21 protein-coding genes are annotated in these 21,168 nt (G+C 27.8%); 19 read left to right on the top strand and 2 right to left on the bottom strand.

Annotation, left to right across the window (positions count from 1 at the left end; translation table 11 throughout):
* The first annotated feature begins 193 nt into the window (after positions 1 to 193).
* From ACUN06_RS08390 to ACUN06_RS08365, 6 genes are all read left to right on the top strand, one after another.
* Entirely contained in the window at positions 194 to 544 is a 351-nt protein-coding gene (locus tag ACUN06_RS08390) for an Asp23/Gls24 family envelope stress response protein (protein WP_291734968.1), read from the top strand.
* Positions 545 to 555: 11 nt separating this feature from the next.
* Positions 556 to 2,202 carry a DAK2 domain-containing protein gene (locus tag ACUN06_RS08385; protein ID WP_449389620.1) on the top strand — a complete coding sequence of 549 codons (1,647 nt, stop codon included), beginning with the start codon at positions 556 to 558 and terminating at the stop codon, positions 2,200 to 2,202.
* A 141-nt stretch (positions 2,203 to 2,343) separates the two neighbouring features.
* Complete coding sequence (gene recG / locus ACUN06_RS08380; RefSeq protein WP_291734964.1) at positions 2,344 to 4,374, top strand: ATP-dependent DNA helicase RecG; 2,031 nt, start codon at positions 2,344 to 2,346, stop codon at positions 4,372 to 4,374.
* A gap of 304 nt (positions 4,375 to 4,678) precedes the next feature.
* A complete protein-coding gene (rsmD, locus tag ACUN06_RS08375) occupies positions 4,679 to 5,230 on the top strand; it encodes a 16S rRNA (guanine(966)-N(2))-methyltransferase RsmD (RefSeq protein ID WP_291734963.1) in 552 nt (183 codons plus the stop codon).
* A 15-nt stretch (positions 5,231 to 5,245) separates the two neighbouring features.
* Positions 5,246 to 5,725 carry a pantetheine-phosphate adenylyltransferase gene (gene coaD / locus ACUN06_RS08370; RefSeq protein WP_291734959.1) on the top strand — a complete coding sequence of 160 codons (480 nt, stop codon included), beginning with the start codon at positions 5,246 to 5,248 and terminating at the stop codon, positions 5,723 to 5,725.
* Between the two features lie 19 nt (positions 5,726 to 5,744).
* Entirely contained in the window at positions 5,745 to 6,281 is a 537-nt protein-coding gene (locus ACUN06_RS08365; RefSeq protein WP_291734956.1) for an ATPase, read from the top strand.
* Here the strand turns inward: ACUN06_RS08365 and ylbJ are convergent.
* Positions 6,267 to 7,439, bottom strand: a complete 1,173-nt coding sequence (gene ylbJ / locus ACUN06_RS08360) for a sporulation integral membrane protein YlbJ (protein WP_449389619.1) — start codon at positions 7,437 to 7,439, stop codon at positions 6,267 to 6,269. The two genes, ACUN06_RS08365 and ylbJ, sit on opposite strands and share 15 nt — an antisense overlap.
* A 47-nt stretch (positions 7,440 to 7,486) precedes the next feature.
* Positions 7,487 to 8,692 (bottom strand): nucleotidyltransferase, encoded by a 1,206-nt coding sequence (locus ACUN06_RS08355; RefSeq protein WP_294367562.1) that lies wholly within the window; start codon positions 8,690 to 8,692, stop codon positions 7,487 to 7,489.
* Between the two features lie 257 nt (positions 8,693 to 8,949).
* Between ACUN06_RS08355 and pta the strand changes: the two genes are divergently transcribed.
* The 13 genes from pta to smc all read left to right on the top strand — a co-directional run bounded on the left by pta (position 8,950) and on the right by smc (position 21,161).
* Positions 8,950 to 9,960 carry a phosphate acetyltransferase gene (gene pta / locus ACUN06_RS08350; protein ID WP_294367561.1) on the top strand — a complete coding sequence of 337 codons (1,011 nt, stop codon included), beginning with the start codon at positions 8,950 to 8,952 and terminating at the stop codon, positions 9,958 to 9,960.
* A 42-nt stretch (positions 9,961 to 10,002) separates the two neighbouring features.
* Positions 10,003 to 11,202 carry an acetate kinase gene (locus tag ACUN06_RS08345; protein WP_291736396.1) on the top strand — a complete coding sequence of 400 codons (1,200 nt, stop codon included), beginning with the start codon at positions 10,003 to 10,005 and terminating at the stop codon, positions 11,200 to 11,202.
* A gap of 216 nt (positions 11,203 to 11,418) precedes the next feature.
* On the top strand, positions 11,419 to 11,859 hold the full coding sequence (locus ACUN06_RS08340) for a YceD family protein (protein ID WP_449389618.1): 441 nt from the start codon (positions 11,419 to 11,421) through the stop codon (positions 11,857 to 11,859).
* A gap of 12 nt (positions 11,860 to 11,871) precedes the next feature.
* The gene (gene rpmF, locus ACUN06_RS08335; RefSeq protein ID WP_005213472.1) at positions 11,872 to 12,057 is read left to right on the top strand and encodes a 50S ribosomal protein L32; all 186 of its coding nucleotides are present in this window, start codon (positions 11,872 to 11,874) and stop codon (positions 12,055 to 12,057) included.
* 58 nt (positions 12,058 to 12,115) lie between these two features.
* Positions 12,116 to 13,117 (top strand): phosphate acyltransferase PlsX, encoded by a 1,002-nt coding sequence (gene plsX / locus ACUN06_RS08330; RefSeq protein WP_291731612.1) that lies wholly within the window; start codon positions 12,116 to 12,118, stop codon positions 13,115 to 13,117.
* 136 nt (positions 13,118 to 13,253) lie between these two features.
* A complete protein-coding gene (gene acpP / locus ACUN06_RS08325) occupies positions 13,254 to 13,484 on the top strand; it encodes an acyl carrier protein (RefSeq protein ID WP_291731663.1) in 231 nt (76 codons plus the stop codon).
* 126 nt (positions 13,485 to 13,610) lie between these two features.
* Positions 13,611 to 14,309: a ribonuclease III gene (gene rnc, locus ACUN06_RS08320; protein ID WP_294367560.1), complete on the top strand. Its 699-nt coding sequence runs from the start codon at positions 13,611 to 13,613 to the stop codon at positions 14,307 to 14,309.
* A complete protein-coding gene (locus ACUN06_RS08315) occupies positions 14,302 to 15,330 on the top strand; it encodes an elongator complex protein 3 (RefSeq protein WP_449389617.1) in 1,029 nt (342 codons plus the stop codon). The genes rnc and ACUN06_RS08315 overlap by 8 nt, the downstream gene beginning before the upstream one ends.
* A gap of 144 nt (positions 15,331 to 15,474) precedes the next feature.
* Positions 15,475 to 15,573 (top strand): DUF4044 domain-containing protein, encoded by a 99-nt coding sequence (locus tag ACUN06_RS08310; RefSeq protein ID WP_449389616.1) that lies wholly within the window; start codon positions 15,475 to 15,477, stop codon positions 15,571 to 15,573.
* A 90-nt stretch (positions 15,574 to 15,663) separates the two neighbouring features.
* Positions 15,664 to 16,338 carry an IS607 family transposase gene (locus ACUN06_RS08305; RefSeq protein ID WP_449390263.1) on the top strand — a complete coding sequence of 225 codons (675 nt, stop codon included), beginning with the start codon at positions 15,664 to 15,666 and terminating at the stop codon, positions 16,336 to 16,338.
* Positions 16,259 to 17,437, top strand: coding sequence for an RNA-guided endonuclease InsQ/TnpB family protein (locus ACUN06_RS08300; protein WP_449390262.1), 1,179 nt, complete (start codon positions 16,259 to 16,261; stop codon positions 17,435 to 17,437). Before ACUN06_RS08305 ends, ACUN06_RS08300 begins: the two co-directional genes overlap by 80 nt.
* 23 nt (positions 17,438 to 17,460) lie before the next feature.
* Entirely contained in the window at positions 17,461 to 17,613 is a 153-nt protein-coding gene (locus tag ACUN06_RS08295) for a hypothetical protein (protein WP_449389615.1), read from the top strand.
* On the top strand, positions 17,604 to 21,161 hold the full coding sequence (gene smc / locus ACUN06_RS08290) for a chromosome segregation protein SMC (protein ID WP_449389614.1): 3,558 nt from the start codon (positions 17,604 to 17,606) through the stop codon (positions 21,159 to 21,161). The genes ACUN06_RS08295 and smc overlap by 10 nt, the downstream gene beginning before the upstream one ends.
* The last annotated feature ends 7 nt before the right edge of the window (positions 21,162 to 21,168 follow it).

Here is a 21,168-nt window from a genome sequence, read left to right as displayed (position 1 = left end):
GATAATTTCTCTTCAATAGGACAAAATAGATTTTAACATAACTTATATTAAAAATGCAAGATTATTTGAAAAAAATATTTAAAAAAATTATAATATCATGGTAAATGAAGCGCGAAAAGGATAAATTAACTTGAATTAATATGGTAACTAATATACAATGTTTTATATGGAAAGATATAAAGGAGGAATTTGTATGGTAGGATATTCAAATGACCTAGGAAGTATACACTATTCTGAAGAGGTATTAGCAAAAATAGTAGGATTATCAACAATGGAATGTTATGGTGTTGTTGGTATGGTGTCTAAAAATGCTACAGAAGGTTTATGGGAGTTAATGAGAATTGAAAATTTAAGTAAGGGTGTTAAATTAAATTTTAATGATGATGATAAATTAATAATTGAATTATCTATAATGGTTGAATATGGAACTAAAATTTCTGTAATAGCTAATAATATTATTCAAAAGGTACGTTATAGTGTTGAAAATTATACTGGACTAAAGGTTGCTTCAGTTACGGTTAATGTTCAAGCGGTTAGAGTCTAGGAGGGAACAAAATGAAATATGATAGAATAAACGGCCATGATTTTTATAATATGGTTGTTAATGCTAGTAATAGGTTACTGGAAGAAAGTGATTTTGTTAATGCTTTAAATGTATTTCCTGTACCAGATGGTGATACAGGGACAAATATGTCTATGACATTTAAAGCGGCAGTTAAGGAAATAGAAAACTTAAATTCAGAATCTATAGGTGAAACTTCTAAGAAGTTAGCTAAAGGTGCTTTAATGGGAGCAAGAGGTAACTCAGGTGTTATATTATCTCAAATACTTAGAGGGATTTCTAAAGGATTAGAAGGAAAAACTAGTGTAGATAGCGTTGAGCTAGCAAATGCTTTTGCTGAGGGAAGTAAAGCAGCTTATAAAGCTGTTATGAAACCAACAGAAGGTACAATTCTTTCTGTAATAAGAGCTGCTTCAGAAGGAGCTATAAAAAGTAATAAGACTGATATAGTTGAACTTTTAAATGAAGTTGTTTTAGAAGCAAAAATAATGCTTGATAAAACTCCAGAACTTTTACCTGCACTTAAAAAAGCAAAAGTTGTAGATTCTGGTGGTATGGGATTATATATCATATTACAAGGAATGCATGATGCATTAAAAGATGGAATAAAAGCTGAAATAAAAGATATTGCAGCTGGAAATTCAACAGGAACAAATGCACAAGTTACAGAAGAAATTGATATTAAATTTGGATACTGTACAGAATTTATAATATTAGGAGATGCTTCTAAGGCAAAGGCTTTTCAAGATGAAATAGAACCACTTGGAGATTCTATGATAGTGGTTGGATATGATGATGTTATTAAAGTACATATCCATACAAATGATCCTGGATTAGTTTTATCTAAGGCAGTAGCTGTAGGAGAATTATCTAAAATTAAAATAGATAATATGAGAGAAGAGCATAGAGAACTTTTAACTTCTAAAGAAGAGCAACAAAAAATTGCAGAAGAACAAGCAAAAGCAGAAGTAGCAGTTGAAAAGAAAAAATATGCATTTATTTCTGTTGCAATGGGTGAAGGAATAACTCATGTTCTTAAAGATTTAGGTGTTGATTATGTTATTGAAGGTGGTCAAACAATGAATCCATCTACCCAAGACATGATGGAATGTATTTCTAAGTTAAATGCAGATCATATATTTATTTTACCTAATAATAAAAATATTATTATGGCAGCAACTCAAGCAGCTGAAATATCAGATAAAGATGTTAGAGTTATACCAACTAAGAGCATTCCACAAGGAATAACTTGTATAACAATGTTTAACTCAGAACATGAAGTAGATGAAAATGAAGCAGCTTTAATGGAAGCATTAGAACTTGTTAAGACAGGTTCTGTAACTTATGCAGTTAGAGATACTGAAATGGATGGAATTGAAATTAAAGAAGGTAACATGTTAGGTCTTATTGAAGGTAAAATCAATAAGGTTGGAGATGATTATTTTACTGTAGCAGAAGGAATATTAGAATCTATGGTTGATGAAGATAGTGAGCTTATAACTATTTTTTATGGCAAAGATGTAGATGAAAATAAAATAGAAGAATTTACAGAAAAATTAGAAGAAAAGTATGAAGATTGTGATATCCAAATGTACAAGGGAGATCAACCTTTATACTACTTCATAATGGCTGTAGAATAATTTTTAAAGTGCAAGGAGATACAAAGTCTTCTTGTACTTTATTTTTATGTAAAATTATAATAAAATTGTATTTATGATTTTATTATAATTGTTTATAATTAAAAGAATTATAGTTGTAATTTAACGGATTGGAGAAGGGTTATGGATATATCACAAGATGTAAAATGCTTAAAGGGAGTTGGTCCTAAGCTTTTAGAAAAATTAAATAAATGTGGCATATTTTCAATTTTAGATTTACTTTTATATTTTCCAAGAGATTATGAATTTTTAAGAAGCAATATTCCATTTAATGAAATTGATGAAGAAGATAAACAGGTTTTATCTTGTATTTGTGTTGGAATAGATAGGGATGTAAGAACTAAAACAGGAAAAGTATTAACTACAATTAGGCTTAATTATTTAGGAAATTTAGTTTTAGCAAAATGGTTTAATCAAGGATTTATCAAAAATACATTTAAAATAGGGCAAAGCTATGATTTAATGGGAAAATTTAAAAGGGTAGCTAATAGATTAGAAGTTATTAATCCAATTATAGGAGTTAAACTTGCAAAAGAAAATGAAATAGTTCCTAAGTATAGTTTAAAAGGTGAGTTAAGCGATAAAATTTTAATAAAGCTTATAGGAAATTGTTTAGAACAAATTACTATTAATGATAATTTACCTAAATATTTATTAGAAAAATATAAAATGACTAGCTTAGATTTTGCAATTAAAAATATACATTTTCCTAGTGGGAAAAGGGAACTTGAGCTTGCAATTAACAGATTAAAATTTCAAGAGCTTTTTACTTATTCAATGAAGCTTTTAATGTTAAAAAAGAATTTAAGAACTAAAAATGGAATTGAATTTAAATTAGTAGATGAATTAAGGGAGTTAAAGATGGCACTTCCTTATAGCTTAACAGAGGCACAAACAAGGGTTGTAAGAGAAATATTAAGAGATCAAAAAAGTCCTTGGCCAATGAATAGGCTTGTACAAGGTGATGTTGGAAGTGGCAAAACAGTAGTTGCATTAATTGCAATGTTTAATGTAGTTAAAAATAGGTATCAAGCTACATTAATGGTACCAACAGAAATATTAGCTAATCAGCATTATTTAGAAGCAAAAAAATTATTAGAGCCTTTTAATATACATATAGAATTATTGACAGGAAGTACTCCAATGAAGGAAAAAAGACGTATTAAGGAGCTTATTAGCACTGATGAACCGCTTATTGTTATTGGAACTCATGCTTTAATTCAAGAAGATGTAGATTTTAAAAACTTAGGATTAGTAATTACTGATGAGCAGCATAGATTTGGAGTTGAACAAAGAAGTAGGCTTATTAATAAAGGAAGAAGACCAGATGTAATGGTAATGACAGCTACACCTATTCCAAGAACACTTGCCTTATATGTTTATTCAGATTTAGATATATCAGCAATAGATCAGCTTCCACCAGGAAGAAAACCTATTGATACAAGATTTTTTAATGAAAATGAAAGAAATTCTGCATATGATTTAGCTTTAGATGAAATAGATAAAGGAAGACAGGTTTATATAGTATGTCCTTTAATTGAGGAAGATGAAGATAATAAGTTAAATTCTGTTGAAAAACTTTATAATGAATTAAGTCATGGAATGTTTAGAGGAATTCCAATTGAAATTCTTCATGGTAAGATGAAGCCAAAGGAAAAGGATGAAATAATAGAAAGATTTAAGAAAAATGAAACTAAAGCAATAATTTCAACTACAGTTATTGAAGTTGGTGTTAATGTGCCTAATGCTTCAGTTATGATAATTGAAAATGCTGAAAGATTTGGTCTTGCTCAATTACATCAGTTAAGAGGAAGAGTTGGCAGAGGTAGCTATGAATCTTATTGTTTCTTAATTGCAAAAGCAAAAAGTGAAAACACTAAAAAAAGAATGGAAATAATGATATCATCTACTGATGGATTTTATATTTCAGAAGAAGATTTGAAATTAAGAGGCTCAGGAGAAATGTTTGGAAGAAGGCAAAGTGGAGATGAAGAGTTTATTTTAGCTAACATATATGATGATATGAATATATTAAGATGTGCTAAAAGTGAAGCAAAGCTTTTGCTTGACTCAAATGAGCCAGAAAAAGTTGAGTTCTGCAAAGAAATTAAAAATTCTTTAGAAAGATGGAGTAAGTATATTTGCTTTAATTAAGTGAACCTCCAAATTTTAATTTGGCAAGGTGAACTTACTCATCCGACCGAAGAGAGGAGGAGTTTCATAATATAACCTCCAAATTTTAATTTGGTAAGGTGAACTTACTCATCCGACCGAAGAGAGGAGGAGTTTCATAATGAACCTCCAAATTTTAATTTGGCAAGGTGAACTTACTCATTCGACAAAATGGATAAGGGGTAAGTTAAAATATTGTGAGTCTTATTATAAAGATAATAAAAAAATTGTTAATAAATTAATTATATGTTAGAATTATAATGTTAATGACAAAGGAGGAAATTAAATGAGAATTATAGCAGGAAAAGCAAGAGGACGTAAATTAATACCTCCAGCGACTATGGAAACTAGACCTACTTTAGATAGAGTTAAAGAAGCAATGTTTAGCACTATACAAAATTATTTATTAGATGCAGTAGTAATTGATGTATTTGCTGGAACAGGAAGTTTAGGATTAGAAGCAGCAAGTAGAGGTGCAAAGGAAGTTTATTTAGTAGACAAAAGTGCTGTAACGTTTCCTTTATTAAAGGAAAATGTTAAAAATTTAAAGTTTGATGATTTTTGTTTTCCTTTAAATAAGGATTCATATGATGTGTTAAGAGATTTAGCCAAAAAGGGAAAGGTTATGGATGTTATATTTATTGATCCACCTTATTGTAAAGAAATGATTCCTGAGGCAATGAAAATCATAGAAGAAAATAAAATGTTAAGTGAAGACGGTATTATAGTTACAAAAATAGATTCTATAGAAGAAATTTATGAAGGATATGGTAGTATAAAGTTATATAAATCTAAAAAGTATGGCAATACAACTGTATGTTATTATAAAAAAAATTAACTTGGGGAGAGGAATATGAGAGTAGCAATTTATCCGGGAAGTTTTGACCCAATAACTAATGGTCACTTAGATATTATTACAAGAGGAGCCAAGGTTTTTGATAAATTAATAGTTGGAGTACTTGTTAATATTGATAAAGTTGGATTATTTTCTATTAAAGAAAGAGTTGAACTTATAAAAAGAGTAACACAACATTTGCCTAATGTTGAAGTTGTTAGTTTTAATGGTCTTTTAGTAGATTTAGCAAAAGAATATGAAGCAAAGGTTATACTAAAGGGGTTAAGAGCAGTAACTGATTTCGAGTATGAGTTCCAAATGGCACTTATGAATTCACAACTTGATAATGAGGTAGAAACATTATTTATGACTACATCAGCTGCAAATTCTTTTTTAAGTTCATCATCGGTTAAACAAGTTGCTAAGTTTGGTGGTAAAATAAATGGATTAGTTCCAGATGAAATAGTTGAAGATGTTATTAGAAAAATTAAGGAATAAGAGATAGGGGGAGCATTTTTTGGATAATGGAGATTCAAGTGTATATGAATTATTAGATTATTTGCAGGATATGATAGAAAGTTCAGCCAAAATGCCTATTACAGGAAAATCAATGATAGATAAAAAGGAATTTATAGAAGTAATTGATAAAATAGCACAGTGTTTACCTGATCAAATAAAAAAAGCTGAGTGGATTTTGAATGAAAAAGATAGAATCCTTGGGGACGCACAAAAGGAATATGATAGTGCAAAAAGGGAAAGTGTTGAATTTTTTAAGCAACATGTTGAAAATCATGATATTGTTAGAGAAGCAAGGTTAAAAGCAAGTGAAATAATAGCTCTAGCAGAAAGAGATGCTAAAGCTATTAGACTTGGTTCAAGAGAATATTCTAATGAAATATTAGTTCAATTAGATCAAGAAATAGAAAAACAAAAAATAGAGTTAATTAAATCTATGCAAGAATCATTTGAAAAAGTAGCAAAAGATATAGATGAAAATTTAACTAAAAGAGGCACAATAATTAAAGAAAATATAGCAGAATTAAGAAGTATGTAATTTCTTATAAACCGCAATAGTTAATGTACATATTAGTACTAGTAAAATTAATAAGTAAATAACTAAAGAAATATTGTTGTTAATAGAAACAAATGTTGATGTATAAGTAGTATATTTAAATATAAATATACTACTTATTATAAATGTTATAATAAAGCTTATTATTCCTTGTAATAATTTATAAAGACTATATTTAATTATTGATACATTATATTTAGAAATAAAAGAACTTATTTGTGCTATTACTGATAAACCAGAAAAAGAACAAATAAAGCTAATTATAGCTAATTTAAATGGCATTGTTAAAGGTAGTGTTGTTATAAGCTTACAGCCATTAGTAAATTCAATACTACCTAAAAAGATTCCATAAAGTGAATATTGAGGAAGATTAAAAAAAGCTTCTATATTACTAAAAATAATGCTTACATAAGCATTGTTTTTTATTATGCTTATAATTATTGAAAATAAAACTACAAAAGAACCTACTTGTAAAGTTGTATTTACACCATTATCAAGTGCATATTTTAATGATGTTCCAAAATTAATATTGATAGAATTAGATTTAATCTCCTTCATATTAGAAAGAGTTTTACTGTTTTTTATTGTTAAAATACCTACAATTATTGGAGTTGAATAATTGCTAATAAGTAAAATAAATCCTAATTTTATATCGCCTAACATAGTTGCTCCTATAGAACCAATTAAAAACATTGGACTTGCATTACTTGCTATATTTAATAATCTTTCGAACTCATCTCTATTTATGTAGCCTAAAGAATATAAATCACAGCAATATTTACAGCCAAGAGGATAACCACTTAATATGCTTGCAACTATAGGAAAAGAAGATTGTTTTGAAAGTTTTAGAGGTTTACAAAATATAGGTCCTAATATTTTTGAGTATAACCAAACTCCATCATAAGAAATCAATAAATTACATATAACAGAAAAGGGGAAAATTGTTGGGACAATAGTTTTTATAACTAAGCTCACACCAACTAAAGCAGCATCAATACAATCTCTTAAATTAGATACAAATAAAAAAATAAAAAATGTAATTAAAATACACATAAAATAATTTCTGTTACCATTAAAAAGTTTAAATAATAATAATAGCAATAAGGAAATTATTATAAGTAAAAAAATAATACTATACATGGTACACCTCCCATCTATAGTATTTATATGCGTTAATTATTGTAATATTAATATTTTATAATAGGACTTTGAAGATAATCATTAAAAGGATTTACTTTATCATTTAATAATGAATAACAAGCTGTAGCTTGTAAGTCAAATTTTAAAAGTGGATTATTTGTAAAGCGTGGAACCTTCGTTATTAAAGGGATAGAGGAATTAGCTTTAATTAATGAAAGAATTTCTCTTCCTGTTTTGTTAAATCCTAAAACACGTACATAAAGGTTATTTTCATTAGCAATATCTTTAAAATCATCATTATCAAGACCTAAATATATATGAGTAAGAATTCTTGAGATTTTACTATAAGTATATCTTTTGCTTTTTATTTTTAATATAAACTCATGAAGTGAATTTGATGAAGAAATTTCTTTAATTATCTTATTATCTAATCCTTCTGTTACTTCATAAAGATTGTTAAAATTTACACAGTTAGTTTGTATTTTATACTTAATATATTTAAACATTTCTTCTTCAAAAGTAAATCTATAATCTTGTTCTTGCAATTTACTAAAAACTTCATAGGATTCTAATGGGATTATATTTTTTAAATCTTCTATATTACTTGTATTTTTTAAAACTTCTCTTATTGATGTTGCAGAAGAAAATGTTTGTGATAAAGATTTATCATTATAATTAGAGCCTTCTCTTTTTAATGCAACTGGATTAATTGAACTATTTAATTTTAAAATAGCTTTTATGTATTCGATTCCTAAAATGTTATTTGAGGAAGTTATTATATTATTTATTTCACTGCTATTTAAATATTCAATTAAGCTTTTTTCACGAGCTTTTGCAAAGGTAAGACCTAATGATAAATTTTCCTTTAAGATATTTTGAAATCTTTCATCTTCAGATACAAGGACTTTTGCAATTTCTGAAAGAGCTTTTGCATCTCCAATTTCTGAGCCGAAAAATAAATTGTTTACTATGTTTAAAGAATTTAGAATTGAAACTGCTCCTTTAGCAAAAAATTCAGCAGAAGAAACAGCATAAAAAGTAGGTAATTCAATTATTAAATCCACTCCATTACTTAATGCCATTTCTGTTCTTTTCCATTTATCAATTATTGCTGGACCGCCTCTTTGAACGAAGTTTCCACTCATTATGCAAATTGTTCCATCAGATTTTGTTTGTTTCTTAGATTCTTCTAAGTGGAATTTATGTCCATTATGAAATGGATTATATTCAGTTATTATTCCTGTTATGTTCATATTTTAACTCCTTTTTGGGAAATATAAAGTTATTATAGCATAGAGGAGAAAAAGTAAAAGAGGTTATATAATATTAAAAATTGGATAGATTTATATAATATATATATTATATAAAAATATTTTAAAAATAAAATTCAGAAAATTTGTAATATAAAGAATTAATTTTTTAGATAATTTAGGTATTGAAAAATATGCTTACGTAGGAGTATATTAGTATTGTTGATGAGACCGTATAAATTCGAAAGGAGAAATTAAATATGGAACTTATGGATAAGTTATGGAATGCAGCTAAGGAAAATAAGCAAAGAATTGTTTTACCAGAAGGTGATGAAGAAAGAACAATTGTTGCTACTGAAAAAATTCAAAAAGAAGGCTTAGCATTTCCAATTTTAATCGGAGATGAAGAAAAAATACTAAACAAAGCTAAAGAGCTTGATGTTGATTTAACAGGTGTAGAAATTATAAATCCTAATAAATCAGATAGACTTCAAGATTATATAAATGCATTTTATGAATCAAGAAAAAATAAAGGAATGACTTTAGAAAAAGCTGATAAAATAGTTAGAGATCCATTATATTTTGGAACAATGATGGTTAAATTAGATGATGCAGATGGAATGGTTTCAGGTGCTGTTCATACAACTGGTGATTTATTAAGACCAGGTTTACAAATTATAAAGACAGCTCCAGGTGTTTCTGTAGTTTCAAGTTTCTTTATAATGATGGTGCCAGGATCTAAGTACGGTGAAAACGGAATGTTATTATTCTCTGACTGTGCAGTTAATCCTAATCCAAATTATGAGCAATTAGCAGCAATTGCAATTGCAACAGCTGATACTGCACGTAATCTTTGTAAGGTTGAACCAAGAGTAGCAATGTTATCATTCTCAACAATGGGAAGTGCAGATCACGAATTAGTTGAAAAGGTAAGAAAAGCAACTGAACTTGCAAAAGAATTAAGACCAGATTTATTAATAGATGGTGAGCTTCAATTAGATGCAGCTATAGTTGAAAGTGTTGCAGCACAAAAAGCTCCAAATAGTAAAGTAGCTGGTAAAGCTAACGTATTAATATTCCCAGATTTACAATCAGGAAATATTGGATATAAGTTAGTTCAAAGATTTGCAGGAGCTGAAGCTATAGGACCAATGTGTCAAGGTTTTGCAAAGCCAATTAACGATTTATCAAGAGGATGTACTTCAGATGATATCGTTAGTGTTGTTATGTTAACAGCAGTTCAAGCTCAAGCAAAAAATTCAAATAAATAAGATCAAATAAAAAGATCAAATAGTTTTAAGAGGTGTTCAAAAATGAAAGTATTAGTTATAAACTGTGGAAGTTCTTCACTTAAATATCAATTAATCGATATGTCTACAGAAGAATCATTAGCTCAAGGGTTAGTTGAAAGAATAGGGATTGAAGGCTCTGTTTTAACTCAAAAGGTTGAAGGAAGAGATAAATATATCGTAAAACAACCAATGGCAGATCATAAAGATGCAATAAAATTAGTTTTAGATGCTTTAGTTGATTCAGAAAACGGAGTTATTTCATCTATGGATGAAATTTCAGCAGTAGGACACAGAGTTGTTCATGGTGGTGAAAAATACAACGCTTCAGTTGTAATAGATTCAGAAGTTAAAGCATATATAGAAGAATGTTTTAAATTAGCCCCACTTCACAACCCAGCTAATATGATAGGTATTAATGCTTGTGAAGAATTAATGCCAAATACACCAATGGTAGCTGTATTTGATACTGCTTTCCATGGAACTATGCCAGAAGAAGCATACATTTATGCTTTACCATATGAATTATATCAAAAACATGGAATTAGAAAATATGGATTCCACGGAACTTCTCATAAGTATGTTTCTCAAAAAGTTGCAGAAGTTATGGGTAAAGATATAAAAGATTTAAAGATAATCACTTGTCACTTAGGTAATGGTGCAAGCTTATGTGCTGTTAAAAATGGTGTTTCTGTAGATACATCAATGGGATTCACACCACTTGAAGGTGTTGCTATGGGAACAAGATGTGGTAACATAGACCCAGCAATAGTTACTTTCTTAATGAAAGAAGAAGGGTTATCAGCTGATGAAGTAAATGACTTAATGAATAAAAAATCAGGTGTTCTTGGGGTTTCTGGAATTAGCTCAGACTTTAGAGATATTGAAGATGGAGCATTTAAAGATAAAGACCCTAGAGCAATATTAGCACTTAAAGTATTTGAATACAAAGTAAGAGCTACAATTGGGTCATATGCAGCTATAATGGGTGGAGTAGATGCTATCGTATTTACTGCTGGTGTAGGTGAAAATGGACCAGAAACAAGAGAAGAATGCTTAAAGGGATTAGAATTCTTAGGAGTAGAAGTAGATAAAGAAGCTAACAATGTTAGAGGTAAGATAAGAGAAATATCTAAACCAGGATGCAAAGTTAAGGCTTTCGTTATTCCTACAAATGAAGAATTAATGATTGCGAGAGACACTTTAGAATTAATACAAAAGTAATTATATAAATAGGCTTGACTTTTGTTCGTTAGCTTTATATAATAAATTGTGTTTGAATTCAGTAAATTTTGGCGAGGAGTGAAAATAAGCTTTGCTCGAGCTATACATATTGTATAATGTACCTTTTAAGGTATGAGGAGAATATCCAGAGCATAAGATATGGTTATTAATTTTTCAGATTTATTATCTAAAAAAAATAGAAAAAAAGAAATATCTTTGTCATTTGAGTTAGAACCTTTTGAATTCGAAGGAGAAGAAATAAGAGCAATTGAAAATGTTAATGTTGAAGGGCTTGGAATATCTGAAAAAGATGTTATATTAATAGAGGCTTCTGTAAAAACAAAGCTAAAGTTAAATTGTTCGAGATGCTTAGATACCTTTATCTATCCAATAGATATTGATATAGAAGAAAGGTTTACAAACAATCCTGATCTTGAAGATGAAGGAATAATGTTTGTGGATGGTGATACGATAAATATTACCGAAGTTATTGAAAATTGTATTATTTCAACCTTACCTATCAAAAGACTTTGCAAGGAAGACTGTAAGGGATTATGTCCTGAATGCGGTGTAAACAAAAATGTTGAAAATTGTAATTGTATAGATTATGATGTTGACATTAGACTTGCAAAGCTTAGAGAGTTGTTTGGGGAATAAGGAGGTGTAATAATGGGAAATCCAGCTAGAAAGACATATAGAGCAAAAAGAGATTCTAGAAGAGCTCAAACTTTTAAGTTAAGCTTACCAGGAATAGTTGAATGTCCACAATGCCACGAAATGAAGATGGCTCACAGAGTTTGTAAGAACTGTGGATTCTACAAAGGTAAAGAAGTAGTTGCTTCAACTGAAGAATAAAAGAAAGTCATATGACTTTCTTTTCTTTATATATAAAGAAATAAAGGGGTGAAAATAAGTGAGAATTGCTATAGATGGAATGGGTGGAGATAATGCACCACAAGCTGTTATTAATGGTGTAATTCAAGCATTAAATGAATATAATGACTTAGAATTTTATATTACTGGCCCAGAAGACATTATAAAAGAACAGTTAACTAAAGAAGGATATACTGGAAATAAAATAATAGTAGTAGATGCTAAGGAAGTTATAAGCACTAATGAGCATCCAGTTATGGCTATAAGAAAGAAAAAGGACTCAAGTTTGTGTAAAGCTTTAAACCTTGTTAAGGATAAAACGTGTGATGCAGTATTATCAGCAGGAAGTACAGGAGCATTTTTAGCAGGATGTAATTTTATAGTAGGGAGAATTAAAGGTGTTAAAAGACCAGCTTTAACTCCTATTATGCCAGGAAAAAATGGTCCGTTCATAGTTGTAGATGCTGGAGCAAATGTAGATTGTAAACCAGAATATTTACTGCAATTTGCACATATGGGTAAAGAATATTACAAAGGTGTGTTAAATTCAGAGAATCCTAGCATTGGACTAGTTAATATAGGCGCTGAAGAAGAAAAAGGTAATGATTTAACGAAAAATACATATCAATTATTAAAAAATGAAAAAAGTCTTAATTTTATAGGTAATGTAGAACCAAGAGATATTACATCTGGAGATACAAACGTTCTTGTTTGTGATGGATTTACAGGAAATACAGTATTAAAAATGTATGAAGGTACAGCATCAACTGTATTAAATATAATTAAAGATGGAATGTTATCTTCAGGATTTACTGCAAAAATTGGTGCGCTTTTATTAAAACCTGTATTTAAAGATATAAAGAAAAAATTTGATTATAAAGAATATGGTGGAGCACCTTTCTTAGGTGTAGATGGTATTTGTATTAAAGCTCATGGAAGTTCTGATGGAAAAGCATTTAAAAATGCTATAAGACAAAGTAAACAATTTTATGATAATAAAGTTTTAGATAAAATAAAAGAACAATTAGAATTAAGAGCTTAAAAAATATTTATTTAACGATATATTAGTGAAAAAAATTAATGTTTAATTTATTTTCATAATAAATATAAACAATGTATATTGACTGTAATAAAAATATATAATATTATCTAAATGGGTGTGTTTAGGAGGTGAAAGAATGTTTGAGAAAGTTAGAGAAATCATTGCAGATAAATTAAGCATTAATGAAGACGAAATTACTATGGATTCATCATTTTTAGAAGACTTAAATGCAGACTCTTTAGATATCGTTGAATTAATCATGGCATTAGAAGACGAATTAGATATGGAAATTCCAGATGAAGATGCTGAGAGCTTTGTAACTGTTGGTGATGTAGTTAAATATGTAAAAGAGCATGTTGAAGAATAAATAAAATCCCGCGGAATTTGCGGGATTTTATGTTATAATTTACTTTAAACAAAATTAACAAATAGTTTATTCTTGAATTTGTTTTTTGTAAGCAAGTTGAAGAATAAACTTGAAGGAGTGTACAAAATGAATAATTTCTATATGAAAGAAGCAGAAGAAATAATAGGCATTAAATTTAATGAACCTAAATTATTACTTACAGCTTTAACTCATTCATCATATGCTAATCAACATAGAGATGAAGAGTATAATGAAAGATTTGAGTTTTTAGGAGATGCAATTCTTCAAGTATGTATAACTGAATATTTATTTTTAAATTATAAAGATAAAAGTGAAGGTGAATTAACAAAGATTCGTAGTTTAATAGTTTGTGAAAATTCATTACATGAAATAGGAAAATCTCTTAATTTAGGATATCTTTTAAGAATGAGTAAAGGTGAAGAGTTAACTGGAGGAAGAGAAAGAATTTCATTAATTGCTGATGCTGTTGAAGCATTAATAGCAGCTATATATTTAGATAAGGGATTAGAATTCACTAAGGATTACATAATTGGAAGGTTTGAAGATATAATTAAGAAAGCTATAAATAATGATATTATTTTAGATTATAAGACTAGATTACAAGAATATCTTCAAAAGAATGGAGAAGTATCAATAATTTATGAACTTATTAAATTTGAGGGACCTCCTCATAGAAGAAAGTTCTATACAAAGCTTATTATTGATAGTAAAGAGTTAACATACGGTGAAGGATATAGCAAAAAGGAATCTGAACAAAATGCAGCAAAAGCAGCATTAGAGATTTTGGAGGGTGAAAATGAGTAAAAATTACTATATTATTCCTATATTTATTTCTCATCAGGGATGTCCACATCAATGTGTATTTTGTAATCAAGATAGGATTGCAGGAAAATATGAAGAAGTGTTTGCAAGTGATGTAAGAAATACTATTGAGGAATATTTGCCTACATTTAATAAAGGTGCAACAGTTGAAGTATCATTTTTTGGAGGAACTTTTACTGCAATTAATGTTGCTAAACAAAAGGAGTTATTAGAAGTTGCAAGGGAATATAAACAAAAGGGTTTAATAAATAAAATAAGATTATCAACAAGACCAGATGCTATATCTCCATATATCTTAAGTTATTTAAAAGAATATGGTGTAGATATTATAGAACTTGGAGTACAATCTTTAAATGATGAAGTATTAAGAAAATCAGGTAGGGGGCACTCTATAGAGCATGTTGAAAAAGCATCAAAATTAATAAAGGAAGCTGGTTTTGTTTTAGGACATCAAATCATGCCAGGATTACCTGGAGATAACTTTGAAATAGATATTGAAAGTGCTAAAAAATCTATAGCAATGAAACCGGATATTTGTAGAATATATCCATCATTAGTTATTAAAGATACTCCTATGGAAGATATGTATAATAGAGGTGATTATAATCCTTATTCATTAGATGATGCAGTATATATTTCAGGAGAAATGTTAAAATTATATAATGAAGCAAAAATAAAGGTTATAAGAATAGGGTTACAGCCAACAGATACTATAACTATAGGTAAGGATATAGTATCAGGTCCATTTCATCCATCATTTAGGGAGTTAGTTGAAGGTCATTTAATATGTGAAAATCTTCAAATAAAGTGTCCAAATGAAAAAGATGTTATTATTGAAGTTAATGAAAAAGATATTAGTAAATTATATGCAAATAAAAAGTATTATTTTAATAAGTTTTTAAGTAATAGAAGTGGTAAAACTTATGTACATATTAATAAGAAAGTTAAAAGAGGTAAGCTTAAATTAACTATTATCGAAAAAAGAGACGAGTTTAAAATTTAAATTTATAAAATTTATATGACAAGGGGCAAATGAGTATAGGAAAGTGATAAATAAACTTTTATAATACCTTTTGAATCTTGTCATTGCTTTATTGATATTTATGTAGCTTTAATATAAACTAAAGATAGAATGGAGTGTGTTTTTATGAAAGCAAAAACAAGGCAAAAGATGATTTATATAGTTACAATATTTATGCTTGTTGCATTTATAATTGGGTTATTACCAGCTATTTTTATTAGATAAGGAGGAATATATAGTCAATTAAAATACTGATGAATGTGTTTAAAAGTGTTAATATGTGCCCAAGGAATGATATTAATGAACAGTAAACACATAACAAATTACAAACCAAAAGATTTTGCTGAATTACTTGGAGTGAGTGTAAAAACCTTTCAACGTTGGGATAGAGAAAACATATTAAAGGCAAAAAGAACACCAACAGACAGAAGATATTATACTTACGAACAGTATTTAGAGTTTAAAGGCATCAATGGTTCTGATAATGATAGAAAGACGATTATTTATAGTAGAGTTTCTACTAATGGGCAAAAAGATGATTTAAAAAATCAGATAGAATTTCTTTTAAACTTTACATCTTCCAAAGGAATAATAGTAGATGAAATAATTGAAGATATAGGTAGTGGATTGAATTACAATCGTAGAAAATGGAATAAACTTATTGAAGACTGCATGGAAAATAAAGTTGATTCTATTATAGTAACTCATAAAGATAGGTTTATTCGCTTTGGATATGATTGGTTTGAACGATTTTTGAGTAAATATAATGTGAAAATAATAGTTGTAAATAACGAATTGCTTTCACCGAAAGAAGAATTAGTTCAAGATATAATTTCAATATTACATGTTTTTAGTTGTAGAATCTACGGATTAAGAAAATATAAGAAAAAGATAGAAAGGGATGAAGAAATTGCTAAAAGCCTACAAAGTGGAGATAAAACCAACAGCAAAACAAATACAGAAAATCAATCAAAGTATTGGAGTTTGTAGATGGCTATATAATGAATATTTATCAACGAACAATCAACTATATACTAAATACAAAAATGGATTCATTGATAAGAAACAGGTGTTTATGAGTGCCAATGATTTTGATAAGTATATAAATAATGAAATCAAAGTTTTAGATGAATACTATTGGATAAATAATTGTGGTTCTAAAGCTAGAAAAAAATCTATACAAAATGCCGAAATCGCTTATAAAAGGTTTTTTAAAGGTCAAGCTAAGTTTCCTAAGTTTAAAAAGAAAAATAAATGTGATGTTAAATTATACTTTCCTAAGAGTAATAAAGGCGATTGGAAAGTGGATAGACATAAAATAATGATACCTACATTAAAAAACGTAAGGTTAAAGGAGTATGGCTACATTCCAATAGGCTCAAAAATTATTAGCGGAACTGTATCAAAGAAAGCAAATAGATATTATGTGTCTGTAATAATAGATGTAGAAAATATCTCACAGAAAAATACAAATCAAGGTATAGGAATTGATTTAGGCATAAAAGATTTTGCTATTTGCAGCGATAAAATCATTTATAAAAACATAAATAAAACTCAAAGAGTTAAGAAGTTAGAAAAGAAATTATCAAGACAGCAAAAAAGACTTTCAAGGAAATATGAAAGTTTAAAATTAAGAAATAAAAAAGAGAAGGGAGAAGCTACTAGACAAAATATCCAAAAACAAATAGCTAAGGTACAAATACTTCATCAAAGACTTAACAACATAAGAACTGATTATATAAATAAAGTTGTAAGTAATGTGGTGAGAAACAAACCATCTTATATTACGATAGAAGATTTAAATGTTAAAGGAATGATGAGGAATAAGCATTTATCTAAAGCAGTTGCACAACAAAAATTTAATGAATTTAGAAATAAATTAGCAACTAAATGCAATGCCTTAGGTATAGAATTAAGAATTGTTGATAGATTTTATCCTTCAAGTAAACTATGTCATAAATGTGGTTCTATAAAAAAAGATTTAAAACTTAAAGATAGAATTTTTAATTGTGATTGTGGGTATGTTGAAGATAGAGATTATAATGCAAGTCTTAATTTAAGAGATGCAAAAATCTATAAAATAGCTTAAATAAATTTTATAGATGTGTACCGATGGCTAAGTCGGGAATTTACGCCTTTGGAGTGATATATCAAACTAAAGTAGTCTATGTTTATCAAGACAAAATAGGTCACGTTGAAAAAGGAAAAATCTCAATATGGATACGTTTGTCCATATTTCGAGTAGCAGTGGATTTATGTTTTTAAGATCGCTTGAGATACGTGGATTTAAATCTTTTGCAGATAAAACTGAATTAAGATTTAAAAAGGGAGTAACTGCAGTAGTTGGTCCTAATGGTAGTGGTAAGAGCAATGTATCTGATTCAGTAAGATGGGTTTTAGGTGAACAAAGCGTTAAAAATCTTAGAGGTGGAAAGATGGAAGACGTTATTTTTGCTGGAACTCAATTTAGAAAGCCTTTAGGTCTTGCACAAGTATCTCTTACTCTAGATAATTCAGATGGTGAATTAGCAACGGAATATAATGAAGTAACTGTTACTAGAAGAATTTTTAGATCTGGTGAAACAGAATACTTAATTAATAATCAAAAATGTAGATTAAAAGATATTACTGAATTATTTATGGATACAGGTATAGGTAAGGAAGGATATTCTATAATTGGACAAGGTAAAATAGATGCTATATTAAGTGGTAAGCCAGAGGAAAGAAGAGCTTTACTTGAAGAAGCTGCTGGTATTGTAAAATATAAGTCTAGAAAAGAAGAAGCAGAAAAAAGGTTAGATAATACTGATAATAATCTTGTTAGAATTAGAGATATTATATCTACATATGAAGAGAGATTAGAGCCATTAAAGGTTGAAAAAGAAAAGGCATTAAAATATAAAAAACTAGCAGAAGAACTAAATGTTAAAGAAGTTTCAGTTTTAGTAAATTATATTAATAAGGTATCTGTTGATATTGAAGGATTATCAGGAGAAATAGAAAAGAAACAAGAAATAGTTGGTGAAAAAAGGGAAAAGCTTAAAGAGTTTAAAGAGGAACTTAATAATCTTCAAGAAAAAATTGAATCCTTAGAAAAGAAAAACAAGCTTGAAAAAGAAGAATATTATAGTAAAAAAGAAGAGTATTCTAATCATACTAGAGATATAGAACTTTTTAATGAAAGAATTAATAATTTTAATTTATTAATTGAAAAAGAAGAAAAAGAAATACAAGGATTAAATGATTCTTTAATTAAGTTAAATAGTGAAAAGAAAGATTTAGAAGAAAGCTTAAATTTTAAACTTCAAGAAAGTAAAGATAAAAATGATGAAATAAAGCAATTAGAGTCTTTAATAAATGAAATTACAACTAAAATAGAAAAAACTGAAAGAGAATTATCAGTTATTAAAAATAGTGAATATGAAATAATTTCTAAGAATTCTGATATAAACAATAATATTCAATTACTACAAAAGGACATTAAAAATAAAAATGAAATTGAAGAAACTTTAGAACTATCACTTGTTAGTTTAGAAGGTAATTTAGCTATTAATGTTGGAACTATAGAAGAATTTAAGTGGAAATTAAAAAATACAAGGGAAGATATTAGTAAATTAGAAGAGGAAGTAATTTTAGTAAAAAAAGAATTATCAAAAACTCATTCTAATTTAAATAATCAAGATAATAAGCTTAAAGTGTTATCTAAAAGGATAAATGAAGCAGAAGCAACTAATACAACTTTATCTAATTTAGAAAAGCATTATGAAGGATATAATAGAACTGTTAAAAACTTAATGGAGCATATTGAAAAAGGCAGAGTACAAGGAGTAAATGATATTAAGGTATTTGGAGAAATATTTCAAGTGGAAAAGAAATTTGAAACTGCAATAGAAATAGCTTTAGGTGGAGCAATATCAAATGTTATTACATTAAGTGAAAATGATGCTAAAAACTTAATATCTTATTTAAAAGCTAGAGGGCTTGGAAGAGCTACATTTTTACCAATGAATATAATTAAAGGTAAAAGGATTGATATACCAGTAGAAATTCAAAAAAGTAAAGGTTATATTGGAGTTGCATCTGATATTTTAAAATATGATATAAAATATAAGGGAGTAATTGAATATAACTTAGGAAGAACCATTATAGCTGAAGATATGGATTCTGCTATTAATATTTCAAAATTAGGAAGACATAATTATAAGATAGTAACTTTAACAGGTGAAGTAATTAATCCTGGAGGAGCATTAACTGGAGGAAGTATTCAAGGTAAAAATGCTAATCTTTTAGGAAGAAAAAGAGAAATTGAAGAACTTGCTTCTAATATTTTAAAACTTAAGGAGCAGTATAATAGTGAAGCAACAGTATTTAATGAAATAAAAGTTAAAATAAAAGATTTAGATGATGAAATATTAAATAAAAGAGAAGAAATTCATAGTAAAAATATTGAATTAACAGTTTTAGATGGAGAAGTAAAAGGTCTTATTAATGATGGTGAAAAGTTAAATAAGAGTATAGAAAAATCTAAAAGAGATATAGAAGAAAATAAACGCAACATTAAATATTTAACTGAAAAGCTAGAAGTGAAAAAAGAAGAGTTAAATAAACTAGACCTTAAGAAGGTAGAAAGAAAAGAAAGGTTAAAATCAATAGAAGAGCAATTAGCTAATAATATTAATGAAAGAGAAAAGCATAAAGAATTATTAGTTAGTTTAAAAGTAAATAGTGCTACATTAGAAGGAAATCTTCAAGGTCAAAAAGCTCAATTATCATCTAAGGAGTTTGAAATTAAGGAAAAGAATTTAAAGATAAATGAATTACAATCAGGAATAATTACTAATAAAGAAAATATAAAAACTTTAACTCAAGAAATTAATAAAAAGAGCAATGGTTTAAAAACAATTGAAGAAAGAGTAATTGAACTTGAGAATATCTTTAAAGAAGATGAAGTATTAAAAGTAAAAATAAAAGATGAATATAGGGTTAAAGAAACTCATGCTAATGAAATTATTGAGGCTATAAGAATTGATGAAGGGGAACTTAATAAAAGAGCAATACAATATGCTAAAATAGAAAGTGAACAAGAATCATTATATAATAGATTAAATAGCGAATTAAATTTAACACTTGCAGAAGCTAAGGAAATAGCATTAGATGTTTATGATGTAAATGAACTAAAAGATGAAATATCAAATTTAAAAGGAAAAATAGCAGCTTTAGGAACAGTAAATTTATCTGCAATAGTTGAATATGATGAAGTTTGTGAAAAGTATGAATTTATGTCATCTCAAGAGTTAGACTTACAAAAAGCAAAAGAAGAACTTATTGGAGTTATTGAAGAAATGACAATTCAAATGCAAGAAGTATTTAAAGAAAACTTTAAAATTTTAAATGAAAACTTTGGAGAAACCTTTAGAGAATTATTTAAAGGTGGAAAAGCAGAATTGATTTTAGGTGGAGATGATATATTAAATTCTAATATTATTATTAATGTTGAACCACCAGGTAAAAAGCTTCAAAATATTAATCTTATGTCTGGGGGAGAAAAAGTTCTTTCTGCAATTGCATTATTATTTGCAATTTTAAAAATGAAGCCAACACCATTTTGTATATTAGATGAAATTGAAGCAGCTTTAGATGATGCTAATGTTTATAGATATGCAGAATTTTTAAAACAGTTTTCTGAAAATATTCAATTTATAGTAATAACACATAGAAAAGGAACTATGGAAGCTAGTGATGTAATGTATGGTATAACTATGGAAGAAAAAGGTATATCGAAAGTGGTATCAGTAGACTTGTCTAATAATTAGGAGGAAT

The sequence above is a fragment of the Clostridium sp. ETTB3 genome (genome assembly GCF_053571985.1).
Note: the sequence above shows the minus strand (reverse complement) of the source record. Positions and strands in the feature narration are given on the sequence as shown.